Below are 19,184 nucleotides of genomic sequence, written 5' to 3'. Positions count from 1 at the left end.
TATTCGATGCGTCACCCGCATGCCGTCATCCACCACCGCGCGCTCGACTTCTGGCTGGCGCGCGCGGCGGTCCTCGTCATCATCTGCCTGCAGCTTCTGGTCATCAACGATCTTTCATTCGGTCCCCGCTGGCTGGCGCCGGCGCTGGAGGCCGCCCTGCTCATGCCTCTGTCCGTGGCCACCGCCTGGACGCAGGCCGCCACCCAGAAAGCGGTCGAGGAGGAGCACTGGTATCTGGTCGGCCGGTTTCGCGTCATGATCCGCCGGACGGCCCTGGTGATGACCGGCGTCGTCAGCGTCATGAATTGCGGTTCGCTGGTGCTCCTGGTGCGTGCCTTGCTGGCTGGCCATGCCGGTTCCAGCGGCCAGACGCTGCTGGTCGACGCGCTCAACATCTGGGTCACCAACGTGATCGTCTTTGCCCTGTGGTTCTGGAGCACCGACCGGGGCGGGCCTCCGACCTGCGGCCTCGTCAACCGCGCCCATTCCGATTTCCTGTTCCCGCAGATGACCTTGAACGACCGCGATATCCGCGACTGGCTGCCAGGCTTCGTCGACTATTTCTTCCTCGCCTTCACCAATGCGACGGCATTTTCACCAACCGATACCTTGCCGCTTTCCCAGCGCGCCAAGCTTTTGATGATGGCGGAGGCGATGATCTCGCTGCTGACGATCGCGCTGGTCGCGGCCCGCGCCGTCAACATCCTGGCCTAAGCCAGGTCGCTCAAAAGTGACCACGGTTTTGGGAAGACGACATGCATAAAACAAGGGCCGAAAGCGCGGCGCATGAATCCATTTCGCCGTGACGCGCTTTCGCCCCAAAACGCGAAAATAGCCCGCCCGGCGAACCGAAGCGGGCTATTGGATTGTTCTGCGACTGCCCCGAAGCGGGAGCGGGTGGAAGGACCTCTGCCCTCAATTCACGCCGAGATCCCGTTCAAAGACCACTTGGTCGCACAACGGAATGCCGTTCACGAGCAGGCCTTCGGGATAACCGGTCGATGGCCCGAACGCATCCCGAACGATGCGGTACATCCGAAAGCCCTGCCGCTGGAACAAGCGAAACTCCTCGAACCAGGGCAGCAGCGTCGAGAATACCTTGAAGCGGCCGCTCTGCATGCGGTCGAGCATTTCCATCAGGCCGGCCTCGACCGAGACCGAACCGTCGGGAAAACGGGCATGGCCGGGCAGCATGTTCAGCCCATGCGCGGCATATTGCCTGGCGAGCGCTGTGCCCGCCCCCTCCAGCGTCTCCCGGCGGCCGTCGCGCGGCCATGCCCAGGGCAGCCACTCGCCCCAGGGTTTCAGCGTCAGCGCCTGCATCGCCGGCGTCTGTTGCGAGGCTCTGGCCGCCTTGGTGACATAGACGACATCGGCCTCCGTATCCCAGGCAAGCTCGACGGCGGCCGAAGGATGATCCCAACCGAAATCGAGCGCCCCGATACGCGGCCAGTAGCGCGGCAGGCGAAACGGCTCGCAGGCGATCAGCGCCTCGGCCACCGGGAAGATGCGGCCGGAGCCCAGCACCGGAATGCCCCGGGCGCGGGCCTCGCGCTCATGCTCGGGATAGGCGGCGACGATTGCCGCGCGTTCGCCGGGCGAATAATGCGCGGCATCGTCGATGGTCATGAAGGTGACGTGGCGGCTCATTGCGCTGTCCTTGGAAGGCTTAGATTCCTCGCCCCGCGCGAAGCGGGGGGAGAGGTGGCTCGGCGAAGCCGAGACGGAGAGGGGAATGGCGCCGACCTGGTTAAGCGGGCGCCCTACGAAGCCCCCTCTCCGACCGCTGCGCGGCCACCTCTCCCGCTTTGCGGGGGCGAGGAACCCAAGTCCTGAGCGGACCCGGCCGGGTCCCCGCTGCTCTGCAGCGTCCCGGCGTTCGCCGGCCTTTCATCGTGCCACCGGCACGATGAATTCGCTTACGCGAACCGGCTGCTCACCCCATCCGCTCCACCTCCCCCGCCGACAAAAACAACAACACCACATCGCTCATCCCCAGCAGCGGCGTGAAGGTGACGATGGTGATGCCGCCGGTGGCGTTGGTGCGGGTCAGGCCCTCGGAATAGATGTCGAGCGGCGGCTCCTCGTCGAACCAGACGCCGTGCAGCGTCTCGCCCTGCCATTTCTCGCGGCCCTTTTCGAAGCTCTTGAACGACAGCACGCTCTCGCCGGCCTGCAGATCGCCGCCGCCGCCATGGCGCACCACGACGCTGTCGAGCGCACCGGGCGCGCCGCGTCCCATGATGGTGTCGGCGATCGCATCGGCCGGGATCATGCCGGTGCCCCATGCCGCCTGCTGCTGCGGCGGGCCGACCAGCACGCGCTGTGGGTTGTCGCGCGTGCCCTCGCCGGTGACGCCGGCGGCCCATAGCCGGACCGGCGTGTCGAAAATCTTGCCTTGCCACCACTGGGGATAACGGCCGGTGAGGTGCATCGCCCATTCGGCGCCGCCTGCGCGGGTCTTGCCGAGCTGGTTGCCGGCCATGAACAGCCGCTCGCGGTTGACCGCTCCGGCCGCGTGAAATTCAGCCTGGCGCTGATACGGTTTATACGCCGCCAGCTGGTTGCTGCGTCTTCGGCGGTCAAGTTCCGCCAGCAGCGCCAGATATTCCGCGCTTGCCGGCATCAGCGGGGCTGGGATCGGCAGGGCTGGGATCGCAGGGTTGGTCGAGGAATGGCCGGAGGATGGCTTCGAGGGCGCGGATGCGGCTGCGGATTTCCTCATCGCTCAGCGTGTCCAGTTGGTTGATGGCGACATCGATGTCCTTGGGCAGCACCGAAAGCACGATCTTCAGATACTGGTCGGGCTTGTCGGCCCGCACCTCGGCCAGGACGCCGGCCCCGTGCGCCCGGAAATCGGCCCGCACGGCGGCGAGAAAATCGTCGCCCAGCGTCTTGTTCGTCCGCTTCGGGCGGGGCGCCTTCGCGGCTGCCGGGCTGGCGGCGGCTTTGCGCCGCGCCGGCCCTGCCTTGCGGCGCTTCGGCACGGCGTCGGTTTCGTCAGCCATCGGCCTGCCCCAAGGCATCGCCGGCTGCCGCCTTGGGCGGCTCGGATCTGCTTCGCGCCTTCTTCGAGCGAACGGTCTTCTTCCCGGCCCGCTTGGCATGCTTGGGCCTTGCGGCAGGTTTTGCCGCCCCGGCCCGCGCCTTGAGCTTCGCCATGGCGAGGCCGACAGCGCGGCTGTCGATGCCGGCCCGCGGAAAACAAAACCCACCGCTGGCATCCCGCACCATCCCGATCAGCACGCCGGGCGCAACCGCCTCGACACGGCCGAGTCGCGCCTGCGGCGCCGCGCCCTCGAATTCGCCGATGGCGCTGACGACCTCAAGGCCGTCATCGCCGGTGATGATGGTGGCATAGCGGAGCATAGGATTGTCTCGCATCTCGCGGAGGTAGCGCTCTACCGGCGCCCGCCAACGTTCAATCGATGGTATCGCCAAGAAACAAAAACCCGCCTCGGCGGCGGGTCGTTGGCGCAAATCAGCACCATGGACGAATATGTAGCATGGCTGCCCTCACCCGGTCAACGAGTTTCTAGGAAAAAATTCACATCCTGCTGGACGCGGCATGACCCTCGCCCTCACTCTTCATCCGGCTTTTCAACAGCCGGCTCCTGTGAAATCATCAGCGGCAGCTCATGGAATGATTCCCGTCGCACGGCCTTTTAGGAGAGGACGATGGACAGACCAGCCATGGCATCCGTCTTCAGGATGCGGCATGCTCCGGCCACGGTTTCCGGTGTGCGCAGCACTGGCCAGGGCCAGGCGGATCCGATCATCCGGGTGCACTCGCTTGGCGAAGCGATCCGCTTCGTCGCTCACGCTTACCCCAACTACGACATCAGCACCGTCGCCATAGACTGCGGCGACCCCTCGATCCCGCGCCTCGGCAGCCTCGAGGTCAAGGCGGTGTGGCGCGAATATGGCGATCGCCTGACGCAGGAATAGACGCGTCCGGCCGACCGGCGTCCTGGGATCGGAAACGCCGCTGACGCGTTTCCCCTGCGATCAATGGAGGGAGCAGTCCATGAATGTCGCCAACCTGCAACTCGAAGGCCTGCTGATGGCCGTCGCCTCGATCAACCACGTCCTGGTCAAGAAGGGCGTGCTGACATCGGAGGAGATCGACATTGCTCTCCGCAAGGCCGAGGCCTCGGAAACCGGCGAGGAACGATCCGGAGGCATGTCGGCGTCGAGCCGCGACGCCGTCAACTTCCCGATCCGGCTGCTGGAACTCGCCAACCAGTGCCAGCCGGAGGCGGACATGCCGTCCTTTTCGAAGCTGGCCCGCATGGTCGGCCAGATGAAGGAGCCTTACAACGACCAGATGTAAGGCCTCTTCGCCTTGTCGGACGGGCTCCTAAGCCCTGCCCCGGGCGGGCTGTTTATGCCCTGCCCCGGGCGGGCTCTTAAGCCCTGCCCGGCCATCCCAGGTTCAGCGCCAGAATCCTTCCCGGTCCATGGACCGCCGCGAACAGCAGGCCGGCCAGGAACGAGAAATGGTCGACGAAGAAGCCGAACTCGGCCTGGTTGCCTGACCAGTGGCTCGGCCCGTGGAAGGCAAAGGCCAGGAACAGCACATAGGCGGCGGCGATCAGGGCGGCTTGCGTGAAGAAGGCGCCGCTCAGCAAACACAGCACCAGCGCAACCTCCAGGATCGCCGCGCACCAGGCGAGGAAGAGCGGGAACGGGAAACCGGCGGCCGCGATATAGCCCGCCGTGGCCTCCATGCCCATGAATTTGAAGGTCACGGCCATCAGGAAGACGGCGGCGAAGATCAGGCGGGCAACGAGAATGGCCGCGGTCTGCCACGGCGATTGTGCGATTTGCGACGACATGGTTGTTCTCCAGTTTCATCAGCCCCAAGGACGCGCCGCCCCGCGCCGATCCGACATGGGCCAGCGATTTTTAATGGCCCAGCGATTTTTCATGGCCCACCGATTTTTCATGGGCCAGCGATTTTCTCTCCGACTTCGGAGCACGCTCAGAGCGCCGATCGTCAGCCTCCCCAACATGCGCCGGGCGTTCACAAACAATTAACGCTCCTGAAACTTGTCCGTAACCAGCAACGTGATATCCTTAGCTGGGGCTAATGCACGGCGTGTCCTGTGCAGTGATTTCGGGTGGGTCGAGTTTTGGGCGCAAGCGTCAGGTTGGGGACGAAGTCCTATCTGGTCCAGTCACCGGTTCTGGAGTGCGATGGCTGCGGCGGCACCGGACAGGTTTTCCAGTGCCCGCGCTGGACGAGTTCAAACGGCCTTTGCTGTCCCGCCGGCACGCATTACCGCGGCTGCCCCGGCGCCAGCGCCCCCTGCGCCGAATGCGGCGCGACTGACGGCCACAACGCCGACCCGGCCTTTCCATCGGTCTGAACCGGGGGCCGGCGGCAAGCGCCGGCGGTCGCCGCCATCCGCCATGGAACCAGCATGGCCAATCCGTGTTATGTTTGACCGCGACATCTAGACGTCCGCGCAACCATGCGGCTTACAGAAAGTGAGGCCCGCCATGCCCGACGACAAATCGAAGACCAAGCAGGACCGCAAGCTGGTCTCGAGCGAGGAGACCTATGAGGTCGCCGCCTTCGCGCGCAAATACGGCATTCCGCAGAGCGAGGCGCAGACCATCATCAAGCGCTATGGCCCCTCGCGCAAGAAGCTCGACAACCACATGGCCGCGCGCGGATAGAAGAACGCGGCCGCAACGGCAACCATTTCACCTGGATGGCGTTGAAGATTGCTGCGGGCCGCGTCAACCGGGCCCGGCGGTACGGTGAACAGGATGTCTTTTTCCCGGTTTCTCATCCTGGCCAACGAAATGGCAGACGAGCACCTGTCCCGCCCGGCCCGTGGCATGCCAAACTGACGAAGCCACAGGCTGCACGGCCGTGGTTGACAGCCAGGGTGGCGAAAACGGAGGGCCGCAAACCATGTCCGAGACAACACGCAGGACCGGTAGCTGCCTGTGCGGCGGCGTACATTTCGTCGTGACCGGCCAGCCGTCGCGGGTTGGCCTTTGCCATTGCAAGGACTGCCGCAAGGCGAGCGGTTCGGTCTATTCCGCCTTTGCCATCTGGCCGCGCGATGCCTTCGAGACATCGGGCGAAGTGGCCAGCTACGGCACGCGCAGCTTTTGCCCGACCTGCGGCAGCCGCGTCGCCTGGGTCGACGACAACGAGGCCGAGGTGATGCTCGGCAGTCTCGACATCGCGCCGACGGACCTTGAACCGCAATATGAATTGTGGACCGTCCGGCGCGAAACCTGGTTGCATGCCTTGCCCGACGCCGAGCAGTTCGAGCATGACCGGCCGCTGGCAGAAGGCGCCGATCTGCCCGCGCCGAGGGCCTTGTCGGACGCTGCCGCGAGCGATTGAGCGCAAGGTGGAAAATTGATCTTCCTGGCCCGGAACCCTCCCCTGTCGGCCACGTTATCCGGCGCTTCCTCGGTGCAGTTTGCCGATTTGCACCATTCATGGAGACGACCGTTGAACGACAAGATGTTTCCCCGACCGATCCGCCTGAAATTCGCCCCCGAGCGCGAGCGCGTGGTGCGCAGCGCCTGGGAAGGGCTGGAATGCCTTGGTGACTGGCCGGCCGGCCAGGGCCGGCGCTACCGGGCGGCACTGCGCAGCTGCCGCGATGCCCTGGATGGCTGGACGCCGCCGGAAAAGGCGATGCGGGCGATGATCGACGCCGCGCGCGAAGCGCGCATCCTCCAATAGCGGGAAAACCAATGGCCGATTTGATGCTGTCGACACCGCTGCGGGTCAAGGCGCATGGATCGGACACCATCCGCGAGGTGGTCACGCTCCAGGACGCCAGTGAAATCCTTATCGACTGGCCGCATGCCAAGCGCGGCCCCTTCTACCAGGCCGCGCGCGAAAAGATCGAGGCGGCGCTAACCAGCAATGAAGGCGCGGCACAGGCGCAGGAAGCCTTTACCGCGCTGTGCGATCACGCCGGCCTTCTGGTCAGGTAAGTCAAGCAAAGTCAAAAAAGCAGGCGAACTCGCCTGCTTTTTGTTGCGGCAACGCTTTTCGATCATTGGGTGGGCAGATCGCCGTTCACGATCGGGTGGGAGCTTTCGAAGCCGAAGCTCTTCGGCGCCATCAGCATCAGGACGATCACGATGGCAATAGAGGCAAGCAACGTAGCGGTGCTGGCAATATCTCTCACGGTCCCATCCTTCCCAGATCCGTCTTGTTATAGAAACGTTTCCTGGTCTGCGAGGTTCCCCCGCAGGGACGGCAATATCGTCTAACCAACTCTACTGCTTCGGCGGCTGGGGCGGCACTTCGCCGGGCTTGATTACCGGTGTGTTGCCTTCGTCAGGCGCCGGCGCGGCCATGCCTTGGTCGCCGGTGGCCGGCGGCTTCAACACGCCGCCGCAATCACTGAGCTTTTCACTCAGGTCGCCGCCGCCGGACTGCTGCTTGCCGCCCTGATCCGTTTGTACCCGGCATTTGTCGGCCTGCTGGTTCGGTATCTGCTGAGCCGTCTGTGCCGCGGCCGGCATGGCCAGGGCCAGCATCGCGGCGCATGATGCTATGGCGAGAGGTTTCATCTCGGCCTCCTTCGTTGAATAGCCGCCCGCGGCGGCCTTTCCTTCATGGGACAACGCTCGTCGGCCCAAAAGGTTGGCCCAGTGGTTTGGCGAAGAGGCCTATTCGCGGGGCCTGTCTCTGGGGTCGGAGCGGCTTTCTCGTCGCCCTCCCGGCAAGAGGCAAGGCCGCGGGCGACGCCGATCGCGCCGGCGAGCCACCTTCGCGGCGCAAAGGCCGGCGCCTGCACGAAAGGCGCTGCAACCAACTCTGGTCTCCGGCCGTTGCCTGTGCCGGAGGCCAGCCATGTTCGAGCATTTCCAGCCTATCGACGTCGACGTCGGGGACGCCAGCATCTTCGTGCGCCGCTCCGGCGGCGGACCGGCGGTGCTTTTGCTGCACGGCTTTCCGCAAACCCATCTGATGTGGCGCGATGTTGCGCCGGCGCTCGCCGAACGGTTCACCGTCATTTGCGCCGACCTGCGCGGCTATGGCCGCAGCGCCTGCCCGGCCTCGAGCGGCGAGCACGCGCCCTATGCCAAGCGGACCATGGCATCCGACATGGTGGCGATGATGGCGGAACTCGGCTTTACCAGCTTCATGGTCGCCGGCCATGATCGCGGCGGGCGTGTCGCCTACCGCCTGGCGCTCGACCATCCCGACCGTATCAAAAAACTCGCCGTGCTCGACATCGTGCCCACCGCCGATGCCTGGGACCGGGCCGATGCCCGGCTGGCCCTCGGCTACTGGCCGTGGTCCTTGCTGGCGCAGCCCGCGCCCTTGCCGGAAAGGATCCTCGCGGGCGCCCCCGACGCCATCGTCGACAATGCGCTGGGCGGCTGGGGTTCGTCGTCCGATGTCTTTCCAGCCGGCATCCGCCAGGCCTATGTCGATGCCTTGCGCGACCCCGCCCACATCCATGCCATCTGCGAGGAATACCGGGCGGCGGCGACGCTCGACCGCGACCACGACCGGGCGGACAAGGCCGCCGGCCGGCGCATCGCCTGCCCAGTGCTGGCCCTGTGGAGCGGGCAAGGCGCGCTCGCCGAATGGTATGCCGGCGAAGGCGGACCGCTGGCGCTATGGCGGAACTGGGCTGATGACGTGCGTGGCCGCGCGATGGCAGGCGGGCATTTCTTTCCCGAGGAAATGCCCGGGCAAACGGCTGGCGCGCTGATCGATTTCTTCGGCGAAGTCAAGGCCGGCGCCGGTTAGCCCGCCCCGGTTGGCCACCGCCAGTCACCTCGGATCAGCGGCCTTATTCCTCCGCCCTATCGTCGCCGTCGGGTTCACCGGGCCGGAAAGGATCGGATCTTCGCGGGCACTCGTCGAAACGATGGTCGCGGCCGCCGCAGAAGGAACAGCACATCGCCTCACGGCCCTCGTTTCCGGGCCACCATTGCGGTGTTTCGTAAGGTTTCCTGCCGTCCATGCCCAGCAATGCGCGACGCTCGATTTGGTTGCGCGGAACCCAACGGACACGAAAGGGGATGTGTGCGACAATGCAAGCGGCCATTCCGGTGCGAATCCGGACCGGCCGCATGTGCAATTAGTCAAACCAAAGAGAAGCGTCATGTCCGCTCGCGTTCTGACCCTGTTGACGGCCATCGGCGCCGTGCTCGCAACGACCGGTCTGGCCGATGCCCGTCCCGACAGCCGCTCCATGAGCTGCGGCGAGATTCGGGCCATGATCCAGAGCCATCGCGCCGTGGTGCTGACCACCGGCCGCAACACCTATGACCGCTATGTCAGGCAGTTCGGCAACGAGTGCGATTGGCCTGACGTGCCGATGTCGGCCCATATCCCGTCCCGCGACGGCGACTGCCCGGTCTATCGCTGCCAGGACCCGGGCCTCGATTTGCCGGATTGACGGCCGGAATTGGCGGTCCGAATTGACGGCAAGCCGCAACGACGCCATAACGTCCCGCCTTTCCCGCTTCGTCTAATGGTAGGACAGCGCCCTTTGAAGGCGTGAATCGTGGTTCGAGCCCATGAGCGGGAACCAAATACAACAACGACTTGGATGCAGCTTTTGGCGTATCGTCGAATATGCATCGATCTCCGCCGAAGGCCGCCACAGATGGCCCTTGGGAACTTCCGTGACACGACGACGTTGCGCCTTTTTCGAACGAAGGAGGTTGTCATGGACTGGAATCGCGTCGAGGGAAACTGGAAGCAAGTGAAGGGCAAGGTCAAAGAACAGTGGGGAAAGCTCACGGACGATGATCTTGATCGCATCGCCGGCAAACGCGATCAGCTCGAAGGCAAGATCCAGGAGCGCTATGGCATCGAAAAGGATCGCGCCCGGCGGGACATCGATGACTGGTATAGCAGGCAGGGCTGGTAGGAAAGCACCCTGAATCCAGCCTTCGCCGTCGGCATGCACAGGACTCGCGGAGCCGCGATTCAATTAGCATGGCCTTAATTAGTTCCTGGGAATTTTAACGGTTCGTTGACCGCGCTGTCCTAATTTGGAACAGCGCGGTCAATCCCACCGGACTGCGCGGGCGGCTCCGGCAGATTACCCGCCGCAAAGTCGGAGCCGCCACCCTACCTTCTAATACCAGCAATGGTTGAATCAACAGTTACCGTGCCTTCCGGTGCGTCATTCCCGTCGTTAGACTTTGTCGAGACAAAGACTTTTGCCGCTCTCGATGGGAGTTGCTATTGGCATTAGCATGGCGATTCGCCGGCGAACCTCAACTAGCCCAGCCCGCATCGTGATGAACGATCGCATCAAGGATCGCTTCATAGACGCTGCCCGTGTCTTCCTCGATCTCGACGCTGCTGATTCCGACCACTTTGGCGTCGGCAAAAAGCTTCTGGGTCAATTCTGCGACTGAGATAACGTCGGCCCCGACTGTCTTGGGAACGTTGTGGCTTATCCACCGGTCCAAGAAGTTTGTGCCACGAGTGCTCAAGTTGCCAGGCCTCCGAAAGCGATGGCCCGCGCCACCCAACTCTGACGCGGGCCGACCAAAGGTCTTGGAGCGACGTTGGTCAGCAGTCGCCACCGGCTGCCGGTGACTCAATTAGTGAGCGCTAAAATAGTTCCAACTTTCAAACTCCTCATGCAACAAAGCCTGGCAAACCACGTTGCCACCCATCTGGAGGCAGCCGCGGCCAGCCGGCCGACCAGCGCGATTTGCGTCAGGTCTTCTGGCTCGAAAAGCCAGGCCACGAGCCGTTGGCCGGCGTTGTTGAATTTCCTTGCCTTAAATGAAAGGCCCGCCGCGTGGCCCCCGCGACGGGCCCTAGGCGTGGCTTCATCCCGAAGAATCGACCACGATATGATTAACGCCCGCCTTCAAAAGAATGTTCCAGACAAGAAAAAGCCCGCCGGACGAACCGGCGGGAAGAGACAGAAGTGCTAGGGATCTACCAGCATAGGGTCAACGGGTGGCGCGGCAGGGTTGGTTGCGGGGACGGGAAATGACGTGGCCTGCAATGTCGCGCGAGGATACCTTCTTTCGGATGACTTCGTTCTTATTGGAAGGCGGGGCATAGTTGGCCCTACCCGGCAGGGACCCGGTGGCCCCCGCGGGTCCCGGTCGGCTAGGCTCGGCGCTCCCCTCCAAACTCCGGCGCCGAGCCGCCGCGTTCACCAAGACCTGCGATCATACGAACCGCGAATCGTAAAATTGTAGCCCGCCACCGGAGCACTCGGCCAAGACCGCCAGTCAGTCTTTGCTGCTGTTCCTCCGCCGATCGATCGCGCCATAATCAGGGATGCAGGTGAAGAACACCGGCCGCGGACCCCTGCCTGCACGCTTACACAGATCGCACCGGAACACTTTCACCAAGTCGTTATGCATGGCGCCGTGGTCGAGCCCCAGGCGGGCGCCTAGCGCTTCCAAGTCGATCTGGCGGGAATGACCGCACATCGGATGCCCGCAGGTGACGTAGAACGTCTCACGGTTGCGAATGGCATCGGCAATGGTTTTGGACATGGTACGGCCTTAGATTGCAGAAATTGCCGCGTGAGGAATATGTTCCTATCAGTTTGCGACTTGGCAAGGGCTCTTCCTGGCGGAGCCGGTGGCCATCAACAGCATTCTGACGCATGCTCAAGAAAATCGCCTTTGCCGCTGTCTTCACGTCCCCGCCTCCTCGGGCTGACGCAAACATTCCTCCGTGGATCGACCGCCACGCAAGCCTCCGGCTCGTGGCCAATCAGGGAACAACTTCCAGCCCACGCGAGTTGTTGAGCGGGTAGGACGCGGATCACGATAAGGCGGCCATTGTCATGCAACACATCGATGACACCAAAAAACTGGTCAACCGCTTGGATGAAACGGAGCGTCGCATCAAGGAAACTCAGGAAATCATCGAGGCGAACCGCCGGCTTATTGAGCGGTCCCGTGAAATTCTTTCCAGTGTAGCGAGCGTTGCAGCGCTTTCCGGCCAGGCTGGTAACTGGACCTGAGAGTCCGCGCTGAGGCCGGGGTAATCTACGAAAGCGGTATTTGCGCTGTAGCTAATATAAGCGCATTGTGAGCCGCCGGGAGGAACTCCGGCATGGCCCGGCTGCCGGTGGTCCCCCAAACCCCCACGGCAGCCGGGCCGCCTCAAAGCACCACACAGTAGCGCCTGCTTGACGAAGCCATTCGCCGCTTCCAAGTCGTCCAAGCTTTGACTGGCGATTGATGAAGTTTTGGTTGCTCAAGCCGCGGTATAATAGCGGGTTATATAGATAGCCACAGACCATGGTCCCGCTTGACCATCGTTCCGCCTCGGCTTGCCACTATGGTTAAATGGCTAAATGTGCTGAAGAATCATATACATCCAGTTTCAACAAGCAATACGCCAAGTCATTGCGGTTAACGTTCTGTTAAATTCTCTTTGACACCGCCATATCAGCAAGGGCTAAATAATCCCCACGAGGAAGTTTGGGGGCAAGAGAATTTTTGCTGGCTACCTCGGTTCAAACTCAAAGGGGTACAGAATGCGTAACATGTTCCAGCAGTTTCGCGACGATGAAAACGGCGCCGCGATGGTCGAATACTCAATCCTTATCGGCATCATTGCAGCGGCTTCCATCGTCGCCGTGATTGCCATTGGCGGTTGGGTCGGCAGTCAGTTCACTGGCCTTTGCGTAAAGTTGAACGGCAAGGGTCTTTCAAGCGCTGGCGCGGCCGGCGGCACGTGCTGATCTCGTCCTGAGAGGGGCACGAAACTTCAGTTTTTTCCTTGGAGGTTGAAACGGAGTTGCTCACAAGGGTCGGCGATTGCTTCGCCGGCTCTCTTTTTACTATGACCTCGGCAGGAGCCTGGCATCGCTTGTTGCTGGCCGCCTTACTAGACTAGTGTCTCGACCCCCTCTGCCCGGCGCCGAGCCACTGAATTAGGACCTCGGCAGCGCAGGCTCGGCACCTTGTTCTGGATCCGGGTTGTTCGGCGCGTAATGTTCGCATCGATCACTCCTGTTTGCAGATTTGCGCCCTGACGCTACGGTCGACACGGGAGGGATAGATGGGGACTTTCACAGTCGTTCAGTCTTGGCGGCAGCTTGGCTTGCGATTGGTCCCCGCTCGACCTCACGCCCCTGGCTATTGCGGCCGCCGCCGGATTAGCCCTTCGGCGCCTATATGGCACTGGCCGATGCGACGATTTTCCGAAGCGTCGTTCCGGCGTCACAGACCGCGTTGGTAGCGGGCAGTTCCGCTCTTCTGCGGATCGCAATCGCATCCTTCGCGCCGCACGCCGTTGTCGACGAACTGGTGTTCCGGCTTGTCGCGATGTCGGCCTTGGCGTGGTTGTTGACCGCCCTGCTTGGCCTGCGGCCGCTGGCCTTCTGGATTGCCATCGTCATCACGGCCCTGGTGATCTACCCGGCAGCCCGGCACGCCTACCTGGCAAAGCTGACACCGTCATTGTTGACGATGATGCGCGAGATCATGCTGCATGGCGGCGCCGGCATCTTGTGGGGATGGCTCTACTGGCGCCATGGGCTTGTGGCTTCGATGGTCGGGCATGTCAGCGCGCATCTTGCGCTACAACCCATGCTGGGCTTGCTGTTCGGCTGAAAGCCCACCCCTACGCCTCCAGGAGATGGCGACATCCGCCCCTGAACCTCGGTCGCGATTGACGGCCAGTTAACGTTACGTTAACTTTAATTTAGCTAATGCTAAAACAGGTGGGTCTGATGAAGATAACTGTCGTTTGCCTGGCGCTTGTCCTCGCCGGTTCAAGTGTCGCTGCGGCGCACGAAAAGAAGGCAAAAGTCACTGCCGCAAACACATGTGCTGGTCTGTCGATCAAGGCGTCAGTGGCGGCAAAACTGGACTGCACCGCAACCGGAACAGCACCATCGACACAGACCGACGCAGCGAATGCCAAGCCGCGCCTTGGGTACCAGAACCCTTGGACGATCTCCTCGTTTGGCCTTTGATGTTCCGGCGTTTCGTCTACCCAAAGGCGCGGAGACCGAGGCCGCCGGCCTTTGGTAGACCGTGAGTGGCGTTGTCCGATCTCGCCCTTGACCTGTTCCCGGACTTCCTGAGCTTCTCGACAGACCAGAGCAACGGATTAAGGAGCGGTCGCTTCCCGAGCACCAAGCAGTTTCGATTGCAGGCGTCGAATACATTTGGAAGAAGCGCAGCCGAACGCCACGGGGTGGTGCTCGGTCCCCGGCATGAAACCTTGCGGCCCGTTGCACGTTGTCGGCCAACAGGAGAGTTTCATGGATCCGGCAACCGCGGCAGTGATGATCATGCTTTCATGCAACGCATCGCTCTGCCGGCCCATTGATTCACGGCCCGTCGCCTATACCTCGCTGGAGGAATGCCAAGCGGCCCTTGCAGTCAGATTGGCACCGTGGCCGAGGGGCGAGATGGTCGGCCGATGCAAGCAGGTGGACCGGACGGCGACCGGCTCGATTGCACCGGAAGGCTACGCCGCGGTTCAAGTCACGCGCGGAATGGGCCGCGATGCGGTGACCACCAATTACTTCGTTCCGCGAGCCAACTAGACGCCTGGATGCCGTCGGACGGCCTGTTGGCCGCCAGGCGGATATCGGGAAGTCTTTCGGGGTTTGCCCGGCCCCCCGAAACCATTTCACGGACCCCGCGTTGACGACCGGGGCACCGCCACAGGAGACATTCCATGACCGTCAATTGCCGCATATCCATCGACAACCGGCCGGACGCCACCAACGCCACCTTCCAGGCGGTGCCGCGCATTGGAGAATGCGTTTCCCTGTCGGTCGACGGAAGCCCGCAGGATTTGCGGGTCTCGCGTGTCGTGCATGTTCCGAACGGCGGCCTGGAAGGCGCCGCGATCATCGTCGAGGTGACGACCAACATCCTCTAGGCCTTGTTTTGCCGGGAGATGCCGTCTCAAATCTAAATACCCAAACCCGCCGCATCGCCGACGGGCTCGCTACCGGGCTGCGGCACGATGATGGATGCCAGGGGCGCGCTCAGCCGCCATTTCAAATGGCCGGGCCACCGTTCCAGAACGGCTGAGCCGCCCAGCGACTGCGGCGCCACACGCTGCAGCACGACGGTGCCGAACCCTTTGCGCGTGGTCTCGTCGCGCCGGTCGCCGGGACGAGGCGTCGATGTCTCCTCCCAGGTCAACTGGAATTCACGCTCGCCCGCGGAACTGGAGTTCTTGGCGCCCGTGCCGATAGTCCAGGTGATCTCCACCCGGCCGCCTTCGCTGCCCAGCGCGCCATATTTGGACGAATTCGTGCCCAGTTCGTGGAAGGCCATGCCGAGGTTCTGCACGGCGTTCGACTGCAGCGTCAGGACCGGCCCGGAGAGCAGGATCTGTTCCTCGCGGCCGAAGGGCTTCAAATGCTCCTGGATCAGGTCGAACAGGCTCGCCCCCGCCCACTCCGAGGTGACGAGCAGATCATGCGAGCGCGACAGCGCCATGATGCGGGCGCGGATCAGTTCCTCGAACTCTTGCGGGTCGTTTGAGCGCTTGCTGGTCTCCCTGACCATCGACAGGATGACCGCGAACTGGTTCTTGACGCGATGGTTGACCTCGCGCATCAGCAGCCTGATGCGGCGCTCGCTCTCCTTGGCGGCGGAAATGTCGCGGGCGATCTTCGAGGCGCCGACGATCTCGCCATAGGCGTTCTTGATCGGCGACACCGTCAGCGAGACGGAAATGAGGGTGCCATCCTTGCGTCGGCGCGTCGTCTCGTAGCTTGCCAGGCGGTCGCCACTGCGAATCTTGGCGATAATCTCGGTTTCCTCGCTCTTGAGATGATCGGGAATGAGCATGAGGATGGATTGGCCGATCGCCTCGTCGGCGGTGTAGCCGAACATGCGTTCCGCCGCATGGTTCCAGCTCTGGATGATGCTGTTCAGATCCTTGCTGACAATGGCATCGAAAGACGAATCTACAATGGCCGCGAGCCGCGCATCGGCAGTCACACCCAACCGCTCCTTGTCTTCAATATCACCCATCGCCGCCAGGAATCCCGTCATGGCCACCTAACTAGCGCGCAAACAAATCAAGGCAATCGCGCCCCTGACGGATTAAGGACTCCTCGGCTTACTCAGCCGTCCCGCTGTTTGGCCTTCCGCCATTGGCGTCGGGCGCCAGCACGCCGAATTCCTGCGATTTGGTCCCTTGCTCGGCGGCGAGGAAGCCCTCGGAGGCCAGACCCCGGCGCAACAGCTCCCTGACCGCGGCGGAGCGGCTCGGCATGCGCTTTTCGAAGCGCCAGTTTTCCAGAGCCATCAATTCCTCGATGGTGAGCATGATCTGCAGCCGTTCCGGACGTTCCAGGTCAGCCATGTGTGCTCCCCCGCTGAGCTCAAAATGTGTCGAATTAGTATATACCTACTTCAGCTAATAAATAGGATCAGCTTCAGAATGCGTCAAGTCCAGCCAGTAGGGGAACAGCCCATCCAACGCATCATGAGAGTAAGACGTGGGGACCCCACTTGCGTCAGTATGCTAACTTATTGATTTCATTAAAATATTTTGAGATTTAGCTTGTCATTCGTCTGTGCCTGGCGCATGCTGCGACATGGACAGAAACAAGTCCCTCATGGGAGGCTTCAATGCGGTACGAATATTCTTCGCGGCTGCTGGACGACGTCAATTCGGCGGTCCAGAGGGCCTTTGAGATGGCAGGCATCGTCAACATCAGCGCGGTGGCGGAACAGATCAGGGTGAGAAACCTGGCCGAGAATGTCGCCCTCGAGGATCTCGAATACCTTGTCCTGCACGCTGCCCAACTGCTTGGCGCGGCAATCGAATTCGACACTCTGGGCAACGGCTTGGTTGTGAGCGGGAACGGCATCGTCGACAATGGCGAGGAGAGTGCGATCATCCCGTTCGATCTTCCTCGGTCGGCCTCGATGCAATAGTCAAAAGCCTGCGGACCGCCACGGCTTCATGCGCAGTGGAACAAGTCCGGTCTTTGGAGGGTTACTGCATCGCCCGAAAGAGGAGTATGTTGTGAAGGCCCTGCGCAGTCTGCTTGCCGAACTGTCTTCCAACTGGCTCCGGCGCCGCAAGGCGCAAACACCGGTCGCTGCAAATCCGGTCAAACCTGTTTCCCGCCTTCCCCACCAAGCCGCGAGGATGCGGCCGGCACACAAGCCAAAGCAGCCCTCCTCCCGTGACGTCGCTTCAAACATGTAAACGACCGGGAAAACCGTTTCACACTTTTCGGGAATTGCCCTAGCCCGCAGCGGTGGCCGAAGCCTTTCTTGGGGTGGCCCGCTGACGTCGCATGCGGCGTTTGGCAACGAGCTTCAAGGCGACGGGCGGCTCGTTCGACAGCGCGCCCACCACTGCATCCATCATGCCATGCGCCACGAAATCCGCGTTGATGTCCTGGGCCAATTTGACGGCTGCGTCCTTGTCCTCATTTCCGGTCTCCGACCAGAACACGATACCCACCCGCAGCGCCGCCTTCGTGCGCTTTAGCCGGCGAACCAGAAACCGGGCGTGCTTGATGGAATCCGGGTTCAGGAAGCCAACCACGACCGTGTCGACGGTGTCGAGTTCGAGGCGGCGAATACCTCCCGGTTCCATGTCTGCAAAGCCTGCCTTCGAGACCGTCGTGCCCTGGACTTCCAGGACCTGGGCCAGCATAGCTGCTGCGGCGTCGTCAAGCTCGCCACGTCCGCCAGCGCAAAGCACCGACATGTCCGTGCCGTCGGGCAGATCGGCCTCCTCCTCGCCGGCGGTCTCGCCGTCGTCGCTCGCCTCCGCGGCCACGAGCGTGCCATCCTCCTCATCCGCTTCCTCCTGCGCACTTTCGTCGAGGTTTGCCACCAGCGCCTGGGCACTGGCCGCCAACTGCCGCCTTTGCTGATCGCCCATAACGCCGCGCGCGCGGTCCTGCTCACCCAGCAGAAGTGCGGGAATAGCGACCTTGTCGTAGAAATCGACCAGATATTTCTCTTCCAGCATCTCTTCGGCGTGGTCCGTGGCTTCGTCCGGATCACCGGCCAGCAGACGCTGGTAAAGGCGTGCATGGGGTTCGAGTACCGGCTCGTTGCCGAAAAGGACATCGAGGAACTCGAACTGCGGCACGTGTCTGCCCAGCACCACCAGGCACACGGTGAGCGGTGTTGACAGGACCAGCCCAAGCGGCCCCCAGAGCCACGTCCAGAAGATCGCCGCTACGATGATCGCGAGGGATGACAGCCCGGTTCGCGAACCATAAAGCCAGGGTTCGACGACATTGCCGGTAACCAGTTCCATCACCACGAACAGGGCGGCTGTCCACAGCACGAGCGACCAGCCTGGCGCCACGGCCAACGCCAGGAACAGCGGCAGCAGCATGCCTATCGCCGGGCCGATATAGGGAACGAAACGCAGGCCAAGTGCCAGCAGCCCCCACAGCAGAGCGTTCGGAATGCCGAGGATCCACAGCCCGATGGCAATTGGTATCGCGTACAAAATGTTGACGACCAATTGCATCAGCAGGTACCGGCCAACACGCTTGCCGGCATCCTGAAGCGCCTCGGTGGTGCGGTGAAGGTCGCCATAACCGACAAGGCGGATGAAGCGGTCGCGCAGATCCTCGCGCTCGAGCAGCATGAAGATGACGACCACGATGATCAGCCCGGCCGATCCGAGCGGGCTGATCAGCGGCCCGACTATGTTCTGCAGGACCTCCAGCGGCCTTTCGCGCGAGACGATCTCGACCGGTACCGGCTCACGCGGCGGCTTTTCCGGGGTGGCGGCCGGCGGCGGCGTCTCCTGCCTGTCGATCTCCTGGCCGACACGTTCGACAACCTTGCTCAACCTGGCAATGATCCCTCCCCCGACTCCGGTCTCCTTGAGCGAGCGGATCTTGGTCAGGATGTTGGTCTGGTAGATAGGGATGTTCTGCGCCAGTTCGCTGACCTGCGTGGCGACAATGAAGCTGAACAGGGCAAGTGCGGCGAACGCCCCCAAAACGCTGACGATGACGGCGGCAATCCTGGGAATACCGGCCCGTTTGAGCGCGGACACAAGAGGGGCGAGCGCGAAAGTCAGCAACAGCGCGATTGCTATCGGCAGGAAAACCTCACGCCCGAAATATAGCGCCGCCACCGTGGTGACGATGGTGGCCACATTGGGCAATGCCGTTCGAGGGCGTGGGGCGGCGGGCGAAAGAATTTCCTCCAACCCCCGAGGCGGCGGTGCCATCCCGTTTCGACGATTGGCCGCCATTCCATGTCCC

28 protein-coding genes and 1 tRNA gene are annotated in these 19,184 nt (G+C 62.7%); 17 read left to right on the top strand and 12 right to left on the bottom strand.

What is annotated here, in order from left to right; genetic code table 11:
• Positions 1-6 precede the first annotated feature (6 nt).
• Positions 7-714: a hypothetical protein gene (locus EJ077_RS10455; RefSeq protein ID WP_208701731.1), complete on the top strand. Its 708-nt coding sequence runs from the start codon at positions 7-9 to the stop codon at positions 712-714.
• Between the two features lie 201 nt (positions 715-915).
• Here the strand turns inward: EJ077_RS10455 and EJ077_RS10450 are convergent, their stop codons facing one another.
• The 4 genes from EJ077_RS10450 to EJ077_RS10435 all read right to left on the bottom strand — a co-directional run bounded on the left by EJ077_RS10450 (position 916) and on the right by EJ077_RS10435 (position 3,369).
• Positions 916-1,650: a terminase large subunit domain-containing protein gene (locus tag EJ077_RS10450; RefSeq protein WP_208701730.1), complete on the bottom strand. Its 735-nt coding sequence runs from the start codon at positions 1,648-1,650 to the stop codon at positions 916-918.
• A gap of 286 nt (positions 1,651-1,936) precedes the next feature.
• The gene (locus EJ077_RS10445) at positions 1,937-2,626 is read right to left on the bottom strand and encodes a terminase large subunit domain-containing protein (RefSeq protein WP_245458714.1); all 690 of its coding nucleotides are present in this window, start codon (positions 2,624-2,626) and stop codon (positions 1,937-1,939) included.
• Positions 2,583-3,008: a hypothetical protein gene (locus EJ077_RS10440; RefSeq protein WP_245458713.1), complete on the bottom strand. Its 426-nt coding sequence runs from the start codon at positions 3,006-3,008 to the stop codon at positions 2,583-2,585. Before EJ077_RS10440 ends, EJ077_RS10445 begins: the two co-directional genes overlap by 44 nt.
• Positions 3,001-3,369, bottom strand: coding sequence for a hypothetical protein (locus EJ077_RS10435; RefSeq protein ID WP_208701726.1), 369 nt, complete (start codon positions 3,367-3,369; stop codon positions 3,001-3,003). Before EJ077_RS10435 ends, EJ077_RS10440 begins: the two co-directional genes overlap by 8 nt.
• 309 nt (positions 3,370-3,678) lie before the next feature.
• Between EJ077_RS10435 and EJ077_RS10430 the strand changes: the two genes are divergently transcribed.
• Entirely contained in the window at positions 3,679-3,948 is a 270-nt protein-coding gene (locus EJ077_RS10430; RefSeq protein ID WP_208701724.1) for a hypothetical protein, read from the top strand.
• A 79-nt stretch (positions 3,949-4,027) separates the two neighbouring features.
• Positions 4,028-4,333, top strand: a complete 306-nt coding sequence (locus tag EJ077_RS10425) for a hypothetical protein (protein ID WP_127870393.1) — start codon at positions 4,028-4,030, stop codon at positions 4,331-4,333.
• Positions 4,334-4,409: 76 nt separating this feature from the next.
• Here the strand turns inward: EJ077_RS10425 and EJ077_RS10420 are convergent, their stop codons facing one another.
• Positions 4,410-4,838, bottom strand: coding sequence for a DoxX family protein (locus tag EJ077_RS10420; RefSeq protein ID WP_208701722.1), 429 nt, complete (start codon positions 4,836-4,838; stop codon positions 4,410-4,412).
• A 667-nt stretch (positions 4,839-5,505) separates the two neighbouring features.
• Here EJ077_RS10420 and EJ077_RS10415 point away from each other — a divergent pair.
• From EJ077_RS10415 to EJ077_RS10400, 4 genes are all read left to right on the top strand, one after another.
• Entirely contained in the window at positions 5,506-5,685 is a 180-nt protein-coding gene (locus EJ077_RS10415; protein WP_015317039.1) for a DUF3606 domain-containing protein, read from the top strand.
• Positions 5,686-5,926: 241 nt separating this feature from the next.
• On the top strand, positions 5,927-6,370 hold the full coding sequence (locus EJ077_RS10410; protein WP_208701720.1) for a GFA family protein: 444 nt from the start codon (positions 5,927-5,929) through the stop codon (positions 6,368-6,370).
• Positions 6,371-6,481: 111 nt separating this feature from the next.
• On the top strand, positions 6,482-6,718 hold the full coding sequence (locus EJ077_RS10405; protein WP_208701718.1) for a DUF982 domain-containing protein: 237 nt from the start codon (positions 6,482-6,484) through the stop codon (positions 6,716-6,718).
• Positions 6,719-6,729: 11 nt separating this feature from the next.
• Positions 6,730-6,975, top strand: a complete 246-nt coding sequence (locus EJ077_RS10400) for a DUF982 domain-containing protein (RefSeq protein ID WP_208701716.1) — start codon at positions 6,730-6,732, stop codon at positions 6,973-6,975.
• A 62-nt stretch (positions 6,976-7,037) separates the two neighbouring features.
• Here the strand turns inward: EJ077_RS10400 and EJ077_RS32555 are convergent, their stop codons facing one another.
• Both EJ077_RS32555 and EJ077_RS10395 read right to left on the bottom strand, forming a co-directional pair.
• Positions 7,038-7,172 carry a hypothetical protein gene (locus EJ077_RS32555; protein WP_281040204.1) on the bottom strand — a complete coding sequence of 45 codons (135 nt, stop codon included), beginning with the start codon at positions 7,170-7,172 and terminating at the stop codon, positions 7,038-7,040.
• 91 nt (positions 7,173-7,263) lie between these two features.
• The gene (locus EJ077_RS10395) at positions 7,264-7,560 is read right to left on the bottom strand and encodes a hypothetical protein (RefSeq protein ID WP_208701714.1); all 297 of its coding nucleotides are present in this window, start codon (positions 7,558-7,560) and stop codon (positions 7,264-7,266) included.
• Between the two features lie 283 nt (positions 7,561-7,843).
• On the opposite strand from EJ077_RS10395, the gene EJ077_RS10390 reads away from it, so the two are divergent.
• From EJ077_RS10390 to EJ077_RS10375, 4 genes are all read left to right on the top strand, one after another.
• The gene (locus tag EJ077_RS10390; protein ID WP_208701712.1) at positions 7,844-8,752 is read left to right on the top strand and encodes an alpha/beta fold hydrolase; all 909 of its coding nucleotides are present in this window, start codon (positions 7,844-7,846) and stop codon (positions 8,750-8,752) included.
• A gap of 358 nt (positions 8,753-9,110) precedes the next feature.
• A complete protein-coding gene (locus tag EJ077_RS10385) occupies positions 9,111-9,407 on the top strand; it encodes a hypothetical protein (protein ID WP_208701710.1) in 297 nt (98 codons plus the stop codon).
• A 61-nt stretch (positions 9,408-9,468) separates the two neighbouring features.
• Positions 9,469-9,542: transfer RNA gene (locus EJ077_RS10380), tRNA-Gln, on the top strand.
• A 138-nt stretch (positions 9,543-9,680) separates the two neighbouring features.
• Positions 9,681-9,884 carry a CsbD family protein gene (locus EJ077_RS10375; protein WP_127279764.1) on the top strand — a complete coding sequence of 68 codons (204 nt, stop codon included), beginning with the start codon at positions 9,681-9,683 and terminating at the stop codon, positions 9,882-9,884.
• A gap of 352 nt (positions 9,885-10,236) precedes the next feature.
• Here EJ077_RS10375 and EJ077_RS10370 read toward each other — a convergent pair whose 3' ends face one another.
• Positions 10,237-10,458: a DUF768 domain-containing protein gene (locus EJ077_RS10370; protein WP_208701708.1), complete on the bottom strand. Its 222-nt coding sequence runs from the start codon at positions 10,456-10,458 to the stop codon at positions 10,237-10,239.
• Positions 10,459-11,217: 759 nt separating this feature from the next.
• Positions 11,218-11,487: a hypothetical protein gene (locus tag EJ077_RS10365; RefSeq protein ID WP_208701707.1), complete on the bottom strand. Its 270-nt coding sequence runs from the start codon at positions 11,485-11,487 to the stop codon at positions 11,218-11,220.
• Positions 11,488-11,783: 296 nt separating this feature from the next.
• Here EJ077_RS10365 and EJ077_RS10360 point away from each other — a divergent pair, with 296 nt between their 5' ends.
• The 5 genes from EJ077_RS10360 to EJ077_RS10340 all read left to right on the top strand — a co-directional run bounded on the left by EJ077_RS10360 (position 11,784) and on the right by EJ077_RS10340 (position 14,848).
• A complete protein-coding gene (locus tag EJ077_RS10360; RefSeq protein ID WP_208701705.1) occupies positions 11,784-11,963 on the top strand; it encodes a hypothetical protein in 180 nt (59 codons plus the stop codon).
• 519 nt (positions 11,964-12,482) lie between these two features.
• Positions 12,483-12,689 carry a Flp family type IVb pilin gene (locus EJ077_RS10355; RefSeq protein WP_208701703.1) on the top strand — a complete coding sequence of 69 codons (207 nt, stop codon included), beginning with the start codon at positions 12,483-12,485 and terminating at the stop codon, positions 12,687-12,689.
• Between the two features lie 436 nt (positions 12,690-13,125).
• A complete protein-coding gene (locus EJ077_RS10350) occupies positions 13,126-13,563 on the top strand; it encodes a type II CAAX prenyl endopeptidase Rce1 family protein (RefSeq protein WP_208701701.1) in 438 nt (145 codons plus the stop codon).
• A 656-nt stretch (positions 13,564-14,219) separates the two neighbouring features.
• Complete coding sequence (locus EJ077_RS10345) at positions 14,220-14,507, top strand: hypothetical protein (RefSeq protein WP_208701700.1); 288 nt, start codon at positions 14,220-14,222, stop codon at positions 14,505-14,507.
• Positions 14,508-14,641: 134 nt separating this feature from the next.
• A complete protein-coding gene (locus EJ077_RS10340; RefSeq protein ID WP_208701698.1) occupies positions 14,642-14,848 on the top strand; it encodes a hypothetical protein in 207 nt (68 codons plus the stop codon).
• Positions 14,849-14,880: 32 nt separating this feature from the next.
• On the opposite strand, the gene EJ077_RS10335 is transcribed toward EJ077_RS10340, so the two are convergent.
• Both EJ077_RS10335 and EJ077_RS10330 read right to left on the bottom strand, forming a co-directional pair.
• The gene (locus EJ077_RS10335) at positions 14,881-15,978 is read right to left on the bottom strand and encodes a sensor histidine kinase (RefSeq protein WP_208701696.1); all 1,098 of its coding nucleotides are present in this window, start codon (positions 15,976-15,978) and stop codon (positions 14,881-14,883) included.
• 67 nt (positions 15,979-16,045) lie between these two features.
• Positions 16,046-16,291, bottom strand: a complete 246-nt coding sequence (locus EJ077_RS10330) for a hypothetical protein (RefSeq protein WP_208701694.1) — start codon at positions 16,289-16,291, stop codon at positions 16,046-16,048.
• Positions 16,292-16,560: 269 nt separating this feature from the next.
• On the opposite strand from EJ077_RS10330, the gene EJ077_RS10325 reads away from it, so the two are divergent.
• On the top strand, positions 16,561-16,869 hold the full coding sequence (locus EJ077_RS10325; RefSeq protein WP_208701692.1) for a hypothetical protein: 309 nt from the start codon (positions 16,561-16,563) through the stop codon (positions 16,867-16,869).
• 316 nt (positions 16,870-17,185) lie between these two features.
• Here EJ077_RS10325 and EJ077_RS10320 read toward each other — a convergent pair whose 3' ends face one another.
• Positions 17,186-19,174 carry an AI-2E family transporter gene (locus tag EJ077_RS10320; RefSeq protein WP_208701690.1) on the bottom strand — a complete coding sequence of 663 codons (1,989 nt, stop codon included), beginning with the start codon at positions 19,172-19,174 and terminating at the stop codon, positions 17,186-17,188.
• Positions 19,175-19,184 lie beyond the last annotated feature (10 nt).

It is taken from the genome of Mesorhizobium sp. M8A.F.Ca.ET.057.01.1.1 (assembly GCF_003952565.1).
In the GTDB taxonomy this organism is placed as follows: domain Bacteria; phylum Pseudomonadota; class Alphaproteobacteria; order Rhizobiales; family Rhizobiaceae; genus Mesorhizobium.
The sequence above is the reverse complement of the archived record's forward strand: the minus strand, read 5'-3'. Positions and strand labels throughout refer to the sequence as shown.

Bases quoted from the DNA above. Each gene is read 5' to 3' on its own strand.
- EJ077_RS10320 (WP_208701690.1), bottom strand. From the start codon at position 19,174: ATGGCGGCCAATCGTCGAAACGGGATGGCACCGCCGCCTCGGGGGTTG.
- EJ077_RS10360 (WP_208701705.1), top strand. From the start codon at position 11,784: ATGCAACACATCGATGACACCAAAAAACTGGTCAACCGCTTGGATGAA.
- EJ077_RS10425 (WP_127870393.1), top strand. From the start codon at position 4,028: ATGAATGTCGCCAACCTGCAACTCGAAGGCCTGCTGATGGCCGTCGCC.
- EJ077_RS10455 (WP_208701731.1), top strand. From the start codon at position 7: ATGCGTCACCCGCATGCCGTCATCCACCACCGCGCGCTCGACTTCTGG.
- EJ077_RS10335 (WP_208701696.1), bottom strand. From the start codon at position 15,978: ATGACGGGATTCCTGGCGGCGATGGGTGATATTGAAGACAAGGAGCGG.
- EJ077_RS10450 (WP_208701730.1), bottom strand. From the start codon at position 1,650: ATGAGCCGCCACGTCACCTTCATGACCATCGACGATGCCGCGCATTAT.
- EJ077_RS10375 (WP_127279764.1), top strand. From the start codon at position 9,681: ATGGACTGGAATCGCGTCGAGGGAAACTGGAAGCAAGTGAAGGGCAAG.
- EJ077_RS10445 (WP_245458714.1), bottom strand. From the start codon at position 2,626: ATGCCGGCAAGCGCGGAATATCTGGCGCTGCTGGCGGAACTTGACCGC.
- EJ077_RS10365 (WP_208701707.1), bottom strand. From the start codon at position 11,487: ATGTCCAAAACCATTGCCGATGCCATTCGCAACCGTGAGACGTTCTAC.
- EJ077_RS10415 (WP_015317039.1), top strand. From the start codon at position 5,506: ATGCCCGACGACAAATCGAAGACCAAGCAGGACCGCAAGCTGGTCTCG.
- EJ077_RS10410 (WP_208701720.1), top strand. From the start codon at position 5,927: ATGTCCGAGACAACACGCAGGACCGGTAGCTGCCTGTGCGGCGGCGTA.
- EJ077_RS10345 (WP_208701700.1), top strand. From the start codon at position 14,220: ATGGATCCGGCAACCGCGGCAGTGATGATCATGCTTTCATGCAACGCA.
- EJ077_RS10325 (WP_208701692.1), top strand. From the start codon at position 16,561: ATGCGGTACGAATATTCTTCGCGGCTGCTGGACGACGTCAATTCGGCG.
- EJ077_RS10340 (WP_208701698.1), top strand. From the start codon at position 14,642: ATGACCGTCAATTGCCGCATATCCATCGACAACCGGCCGGACGCCACC.
- EJ077_RS10430 (WP_208701724.1), top strand. From the start codon at position 3,679: ATGGACAGACCAGCCATGGCATCCGTCTTCAGGATGCGGCATGCTCCG.
- EJ077_RS10330 (WP_208701694.1), bottom strand. From the start codon at position 16,291: ATGGCTGACCTGGAACGTCCGGAACGGCTGCAGATCATGCTCACCATC.
- EJ077_RS10390 (WP_208701712.1), top strand. From the start codon at position 7,844: ATGTTCGAGCATTTCCAGCCTATCGACGTCGACGTCGGGGACGCCAGC.
- EJ077_RS10355 (WP_208701703.1), top strand. From the start codon at position 12,483: ATGCGTAACATGTTCCAGCAGTTTCGCGACGATGAAAACGGCGCCGCG.
- EJ077_RS10420 (WP_208701722.1), bottom strand. From the start codon at position 4,838: ATGTCGTCGCAAATCGCACAATCGCCGTGGCAGACCGCGGCCATTCTC.
- EJ077_RS10400 (WP_208701716.1), top strand. From the start codon at position 6,730: ATGGCCGATTTGATGCTGTCGACACCGCTGCGGGTCAAGGCGCATGGA.
- EJ077_RS10440 (WP_245458713.1), bottom strand. From the start codon at position 3,008: ATGGCTGACGAAACCGACGCCGTGCCGAAGCGCCGCAAGGCAGGGCCG.
- EJ077_RS10385 (WP_208701710.1), top strand. From the start codon at position 9,111: ATGTCCGCTCGCGTTCTGACCCTGTTGACGGCCATCGGCGCCGTGCTC.
- EJ077_RS10350 (WP_208701701.1), top strand. From the start codon at position 13,126: ATGGCACTGGCCGATGCGACGATTTTCCGAAGCGTCGTTCCGGCGTCA.
- EJ077_RS10395 (WP_208701714.1), bottom strand. From the start codon at position 7,560: ATGAAACCTCTCGCCATAGCATCATGCGCCGCGATGCTGGCCCTGGCC.
- EJ077_RS10435 (WP_208701726.1), bottom strand. From the start codon at position 3,369: ATGCTCCGCTATGCCACCATCATCACCGGCGATGACGGCCTTGAGGTC.